This window comes from Synergistaceae bacterium (genome assembly GCA_017443945.1).
Classification (GTDB): domain Bacteria; phylum Synergistota; class Synergistia; order Synergistales; family Aminobacteriaceae; genus JAFUXM01.
Map to the genome: position 1 here is coordinate 1 of JAFSXS010000076.1, position 6,787 is coordinate 6,787.

At 42.3% G+C, this 6,787-nt stretch carries 7 protein-coding genes; all 7 read left to right on the top strand.

Annotated features, from left to right (window positions below; all coding sequences use genetic code 11):
* Positions 1 to 120: 120 nt before the first annotated feature.
* From fba to IJT21_08245, 7 genes are read left to right on the top strand one after another with little or no spacing between them, the layout of a single operon-like run.
* Positions 121 to 987 carry a class II fructose-1,6-bisphosphate aldolase gene (fba, locus tag IJT21_08215; GenBank protein ID MBQ7578232.1) on the top strand — a complete coding sequence of 289 codons (867 nt, stop codon included), beginning with the start codon at positions 121 to 123 and terminating at the stop codon, positions 985 to 987.
* 3 nt (positions 988 to 990) lie between these two features.
* Positions 991 to 1,833 (top strand): 3-deoxy-8-phosphooctulonate synthase, encoded by an 843-nt coding sequence (gene kdsA, locus IJT21_08220; protein ID MBQ7578233.1) that lies wholly within the window; start codon positions 991 to 993, stop codon positions 1,831 to 1,833.
* On the top strand, positions 1,817 to 2,794 hold the full coding sequence (locus IJT21_08225; protein MBQ7578234.1) for a KpsF/GutQ family sugar-phosphate isomerase: 978 nt from the start codon (positions 1,817 to 1,819) through the stop codon (positions 2,792 to 2,794). Before kdsA ends, IJT21_08225 begins: the two co-directional genes overlap by 17 nt.
* Positions 2,795 to 3,526: a 3-deoxy-manno-octulosonate cytidylyltransferase gene (gene kdsB, locus IJT21_08230; protein MBQ7578235.1), complete on the top strand. Its 732-nt coding sequence runs from the start codon at positions 2,795 to 2,797 to the stop codon at positions 3,524 to 3,526.
* Positions 3,513 to 4,586, top strand: a complete 1,074-nt coding sequence (locus IJT21_08235) for a mitochondrial fission ELM1 family protein (GenBank protein ID MBQ7578236.1) — start codon at positions 3,513 to 3,515, stop codon at positions 4,584 to 4,586. Before kdsB ends, IJT21_08235 begins: the two co-directional genes overlap by 14 nt.
* A gap of 30 nt (positions 4,587 to 4,616) precedes the next feature.
* The gene (locus IJT21_08240) at positions 4,617 to 5,696 is read left to right on the top strand and encodes a mitochondrial fission ELM1 family protein (GenBank protein ID MBQ7578237.1); all 1,080 of its coding nucleotides are present in this window, start codon (positions 4,617 to 4,619) and stop codon (positions 5,694 to 5,696) included.
* Positions 5,675 to 6,709: a glycosyltransferase family 4 protein gene (locus IJT21_08245; GenBank protein MBQ7578238.1), complete on the top strand. Its 1,035-nt coding sequence runs from the start codon at positions 5,675 to 5,677 to the stop codon at positions 6,707 to 6,709. The genes IJT21_08240 and IJT21_08245 overlap by 22 nt, the downstream gene beginning before the upstream one ends.
* The last annotated feature ends 78 nt before the right edge of the window (positions 6,710 to 6,787 follow it).

The following is a 6,787-nucleotide window of genomic DNA, read 5'->3' on the forward strand; positions in this document are numbered from 1 at the left end:
ATTTACTGATTCTCCGCACGTGCAAAAGTTTTTTACGCAATATCATACAATCATGAAATAACAAAATGCTATATAATTCAGTCATTACAAAAATTTTTATATATCAGGAGGCAATATTAAATCATGCTCGTAAACGCAAAAGAAATGTTACAGGCAGCAAAAGCAGGTCATTACGCAGTCGGTCAGTTCAACATCAATAATCTTGAGTGGACTAAAGCCGTTTTACAGGTCGCAGAAGAGTTAAAAGCTCCCGTCATTCTCGGAGTCTCTGAGGGCGCAGGCAAATACATGGGCGGTTTCTTGACCGTTCAAGCAATGGTTACAGCTATGGACAAATCACTTGGAATCACTGTCCCTGTTTGCACGCATTTAGATCACGGAACTTATGAAGGCGCATACAAGTGCGTTAAAGCCGGTTTCACGTCAATTATGTTTGATGGTTCGCATTATCCCATTGACGAAAATATTTGGAAGACGAAAGAATTAACCCACGTCGCGCACAATCTCGGAATGTCAATTGAGGCTGAAGTCGGCGCAATCGGCGGAGAAGAAGACGGAGTCATCGGCATGGGCGAATGTGCTGACCCGGAAGAATGCAAGAAAATTGCGGATCTCGGCGTTGATATGCTCGCAGCTGGAATCGGCAACATTCACGGAAAATATCCCGCTAACTGGAAAGGTTTATCATTTGAGACCCTCGCAGCAGTTCAGGCGAAAACAGGTGAAATGCCCTTAGTTCTTCACGGCGGTTCAGGAATCCCCGATGAAATGATTAAGAAAGCAATCACTCTCGGAGTCTGCAAAATTAACGTTAATACAGAGTGCCAGCTCTCATTTGCAGCAGCAACACGCAAATATATCGAAGCAGGCAAAGACAACGAAGGCAAGGGCTATGATCCGAGAAAATTATTAGCTCCCGGTGTTGAGGCAATCAAGGAAACAGTACGCGAAAAAATTAGACTCTTCGGTTCTGACGGCAAGGCGTAAAAATTGAGCGTTAAGAAATATTCTATCAACGAAAAATTTATAGGCGATGGCAGCCTCGCAGTTGTTGCGGGGCCGTGTTCGCTCGAAAGTCTTGATTTGGGTCTTCGAGTCGCGCGGTACATGAAGAGAATCTGCGAAGAGAGAAATTTATTGTACATATTTAAAGCCTCATTCGATAAAGCAAATCGCACTTCGATTCATGCATGGAGAGGGCCGGGACTCGAAAAAGGACTCGAACAGCTCGCAGAAATTAAGAGACTCGTAAATGTTCCTGTGTTGACTGACATTCACGAAAGCTCACAGGCAGCACCGGCAGCAGAAGTTGTTGACGTTATACAGATTCCGGCGTTCTTGTGCAGACAGACGGATTTATTAACGGCAGCAGCTAAGACCGGAAAAATTATAAACGTGAAGAAGGCGCAATTTTTAGCACCCGACGACATGATTTATATCGCAGCAAAATGCAGGGAAGCAGGCGACGACAACGTAATTTTTTGCGAGCGCGGGACGTTCATGGGCTATCACAAATTAGTATCTGATATGACGGGATTAATTACTATGCGCGGATTCGGTTATCCTGTCATGTTCGACGCAACTCACAGCGCACAACAGCCGGGAGGACTCGGAGGTATGAGCGGAGGAAATTATAAATTAGCTTTCCCCCTTGCACGTGCAGCAGCAGTCGGAATTGATTCAATTTTCGCGGAGACCCACCCGAATCCCAAAGAGGCACTAAGCGACGGCCCTAATATGATTCCGTTAGATCAAATGCCGAAATTTTTAGATCAAGTGCTTGCTGTTCATAATGCAGCTAGGAGCGTTATAGACGATGCCCCCGACGAATGAAGAATTATTAAATGCTGCGAAAAAATTAATGCGGACTGAGGCAAACGAAATTTTACGAGCTTCAGAAAATCTTGATGACTCAATCGTAACGGCCTCACGTTTAATTTATGAGTGTCAGGGGAGAGTCGTTGTTGCTGGACTTGGCAAATCAGGTCATATCGGGCGAAAAATATCGGCGACTCTTGCTTCACTTGGTACACCTTCATTTTTTCTGCATGCGGCCGAGGCTTTACACGGTGATTTAGGCATGGTCAGGCGTGAGGATGTCGGACTATTTATCAGTAACAGCGGTTCTTCTTCCGAGCTTGTAGAATTATTGCCGCATTTCCGCAGGCTCGGAGCAAAATTAATCGCTATAACCGGAGTGCTTGACTCGCCTTTAGCAAAATACGCAGATATAGTAATAAATGCTCATGTTGAATCAGAAGGCGATCCCTTGCAATTAGCACCGATGAGCAGTGCAGCACTTGAACTCGCAGAAGGAGACGCAATCGCAGCATTAGTTGCAATTTTGCGGGGACTCAGGAGTGAAGATTTTGCGTTATTTCATCCGGGCGGAGCTCTTGGCCGTAAATTATTGACTCGTGTGCGCGATATTATGGGAACTGGTGAATGTTTGCCGCTGGTTAATCAGGGAGTCAGCGTGAAAGATGCTTTATTCGTGATAACAGGCAAGGGCTACGGAGCTGCTTGTGTCGTTGATGAATCCGGAAATTTGACGGGAATATTTACAGACGGAGATTTACGGCGATTAATGGAGAAGACCGGCGTTAATGCATTTGACGTGAAAATCGATGACGCTATGACAAAGAATCCCCGGACAATAAGCCCCGACTCACTTGCAGCAGAAGCAGTAAAGATTATCGAACAGAACGAAATTAGCGTATTAATTGCAGTCGAGAATAATAAACCGGTCGGAATCATTCACATTCACGAGCTGTTAAAGGCAGGTGTCGCATAAATGAGCATAAAAATTTTAGGAGTAATCCCCGCGCGCTATCAGTCTTCAAGATTTCCGGGAAAGCCCCTCGCAGATATTTGCGGAAAAACTATGATTCAGCGCGTATTTGAACGTGCAAAGCTGTCAAAATCGTTATTTGATGTAATAATCGCAACCGACGACGAAAGAATTTATACGTGTGCAGAAAATTTCGGTGCAAATGTTGTAATGACCGACTCGAATTTGCCAAACGGGACGGCAAGATGTGAGCAGGCCGCAAAAATTTATGATTCAAATATTGACGCAGTAATTAATATTCAGGGCGACGAGCCTTTATTAGATCCCGTAATGATTGATGAAGTTGCAGAACTGCTCATAAATAACGAGTGCGCGACTTTGTGCCGTGAACTTGATGACGATTTCGAGAACCCTAATATTGTCAAACTCGTAATGAATCTAAAAGGTGAGGCATTATATTTTTCCCGCTCGTTAATCCCGTATAAGCGCAATAAAATTAATCTGCCCATTTATCAGCACATAGGCATTTACGGTTATAAATTTGATTTCCTGCAAAAATATGTGAGTCTCCCTGCGTCGCCGTTGAGTGAAGCAGAGTCGCTCGAACAATTAAAAATTTTAGAGAACGGTTATAAAATTTGCGTGAAAGTTACCAGCTCAACGAGTCAAAATATCGGAGTCGACACCCCCGAAGATTTACAGAGAGTGAGAGAAATAATAAATGCAGGGATTTAAACGGGTTGTAATAATAAGCGACGGGATAAGGGGACATTTTCACCAGTCATTAGGCGTTGCAAAGTGGCTCGAAAGAATCGCGGAGGTAAAGCAGGAAAAAATTATAACTGTTCCGAAATTGCACGGGATCCGCAAATTAGTAATGATGAAAATCTCAGCGCGTAAAATTGCCGTGAAAAGTGCCGATTATTCGCGTCAATGGCTGAAGACTTCAGGAGCAGGAATCGAGACAGATTTTAAGCCTAACACATTATTTATTTCTGCGGGAAGTTCGGCGGCTCCTTTCTGCTTGGCTCTTGCAAAATCGACGGGCAATAAAGCAGCTGTAATAATGACTCCTTCTGTGCTTGGGACAAAACCGTTTGATTTCGCGATTATTCCCGAACACGACAAACACGACTCCGGCGATAAAAATATTATTATGACTCTGGGTGCACCTAATCACATTTATAAACCTGATTTGAAGGAAGAGTCACATAAATTTTTCGCAGATTTGGACTTGACCGGCAATAAAAAAATTATCGCACTCTTAATCGGAGGCAATGACGCAAATTATAAATTGTCTCCTGAATGGGCAGAAAAAATTTTTACGCCGTTACGAAATATTAAGGACTCGAAAATTTTAATCACGACTTCGAGACGCTCAGGCCGTGAACTTGATGACGTTATCGAGAAAATTTTTAGTAATTCACAAAATTTAGCTTACATGTTATTAGCTTCGAGACAGCCGGATATTAACCCGATTCCAGCGATGTTAGGAGCTGCGACTCATGTACTTGCAACGGAAGACTCTGTGTCAATGGTATCTGAGTCAGTTACTGCGGGATTTCGAGTCGGTTTGATTCGAGTTCCGAGAGTAAATAACTTCATAAAAAATTTATTCGGGTTCGGCGCGATTAGATTCGATGATTTATTTGCGTCAATGAGAGAAAAAAATTTACTTGCTGATTTGGGAGTTAGTCCGGATTTCGCAGAATTTGTTAAATATAACGAACAGAAGCACGGAATAAATTTCAACGAGGCCAAGCGCGCGGCAGAATGGATTTTATCTCAGTCATGAAAAATTTTACAACTTCTAGGAGTGGACCTCATGCCAAAAATTGAACGTGTAGTAGTATTAAGCGACGGGATTCGCGGACATTTTCATCAGTCTGTAGGAGTAGCAAACTGGCTCAAGAGATTAGCGGGCGTTGATGTCGAACCGATTATAAACGTTCCTGTCTTGAAGGGTTTGCGCAAGATGATTCACATGAAATATTTAGTGCATACATTTACGTCTCACATTAACGACAAAAGCTATTTGCTTAACTGGATTCGTGCTGCCGGATTGAAGATAAAAAAATTTCCGCCCAACACATTATTTATTTCTGCGGGAGGTCAGGCGGCTCCGTACTGTTTTGCATATGCGAGGGCGACGGGCAATAAATGCGCTGTAATAATGACTCCTTCTATACTTGGGACTCATCCGTTTGACTATGCGATAATTCCTACTCACGACAAACACGACATGAGCGAGAAAAATATTTTTACGACTTTGGGAGCTCCTAATCACATTTACCCGCCGGATTTGAAGACTATATCTGAATCATTCTTCAAGGCCAGCGCGTCAAAATGGGCAGATAAAAAAGTTGTCGGACTTGTAATCGGAGGCAATGACTCGAACTATAAAATTACGCCTGAATGGATAGAAGATATTTTGTCGCCGTTAAGGTATATTGACGGGATAAAAATTTTTATTACAACATCGAGGCGCACAGGAACGGCAGCAGATAACGCAGTAGAAAAAGTTTTCGGCGGTCATGATTCAGTCGCTCACATGCACATAATGTCGAAAAATATTCACTTGAATTTATTGACGGCCATTTTAGGAGAAGCCACGCACGTTTTTGTAACGGAGGACTCTATTTCTATGGTCTCAGAAGTTATTACAGCGGGATTCAAGGCGGGTTTAATTCGTCTTCCGCGCACTACAGGAATCGTAAAAAAATTTTTCGGAGGAGGGACTCGCAGGTTTGATGAAACTTTTGATGAAATGATTAGACGCGGATTAGTGCAGGATTTAGGAGAGATTCCAAATTTTGATGAATTTCTTGCATTGCCTGAACAGCGGCATAATATAGACTTCAACGAGGCAAGACGGGCGGCGGAGTGGATTTTATCGCAGTCATGAAAATTTTGTATATAATTCCGGGATTTGACGAGGGTGGCGCAGAATTTCATTTATTGAATCTCATTCGCGAGCTTGCAGACATACACGAAATTTTTTTAGCGTCAACCGGCGGGAAACTTGAGTCAGAGCTTCCCGAAAACATTAGAGTCATTCACATAGAGGCGGCGAGAAAAAATTTATTCACGATAATTTATGCTACTGTAAAACTTGCAAGACTCAACAAAAAATTTTGCTGGGATCTTATACACGTTCATTCAAGAGTTCCGGCCTGGATTGCATGTATATTATCGCGTTTGACTGGCATTAAATGGCTGATGACTGCTCACGCTCTTTACTCGCTGAATCCCGGTCTAATTCCGTTAAAGCATTCTGACGGAGTTATATGTGTCTCTGAAGCTGTGAGGGCTCATTTAATAAAATATTTACCGTCAAAAAATGTAACAGTAATTTATAATGGCATAAATAGCCCGAAAATATTTAATAATTCACACGAGCGCACAAAATTTTTATTCGTCGGTAGATTGACAGGCATTAAGGGACTCGATATTGCGATAAAAGCACTTGCAGGACTCGAAAATTATAAATGGACGCTTGATATTATCGGGGACGGTTCAAAGCGTGAAGAGTTAGAGTCGCTCGTAAAGAGTCTAAATTTGAATCAGCGTATAATTTTTCACGGTGCCAAGTCAAAATCAGACGTAATTTTATTCATGGCAAAATCTTCATGTTTATTATTTCCGTCATTTAGTGAAGGAATGGGCTTATCAGTTCTTGAGGCTGCTTCTATGAAATTGCCTGTGATAGCAAGTGATTTGCCTGCGTTGAGAGAAATTGCTAACGGACTTGTTACTCCGGGCGATATAAATAAATGGCGTGAGGCAATAAAAAATTTCATAGAAACGGGAGAAGCCAGCCAAGTCGATTCTGCAAAAATTATTACAGTTCACGAAATGGCTGACTTGACAGAAAAATTTTATTCCTCGATTTTCTTCGGAAGACTCCAATCAAAGTAAACAGCTGTATTCTTAACTAAATTAATGGCATTATCATAAATTTGTTTTGTCCCGTCATTAATGGACCAGCCAAATATA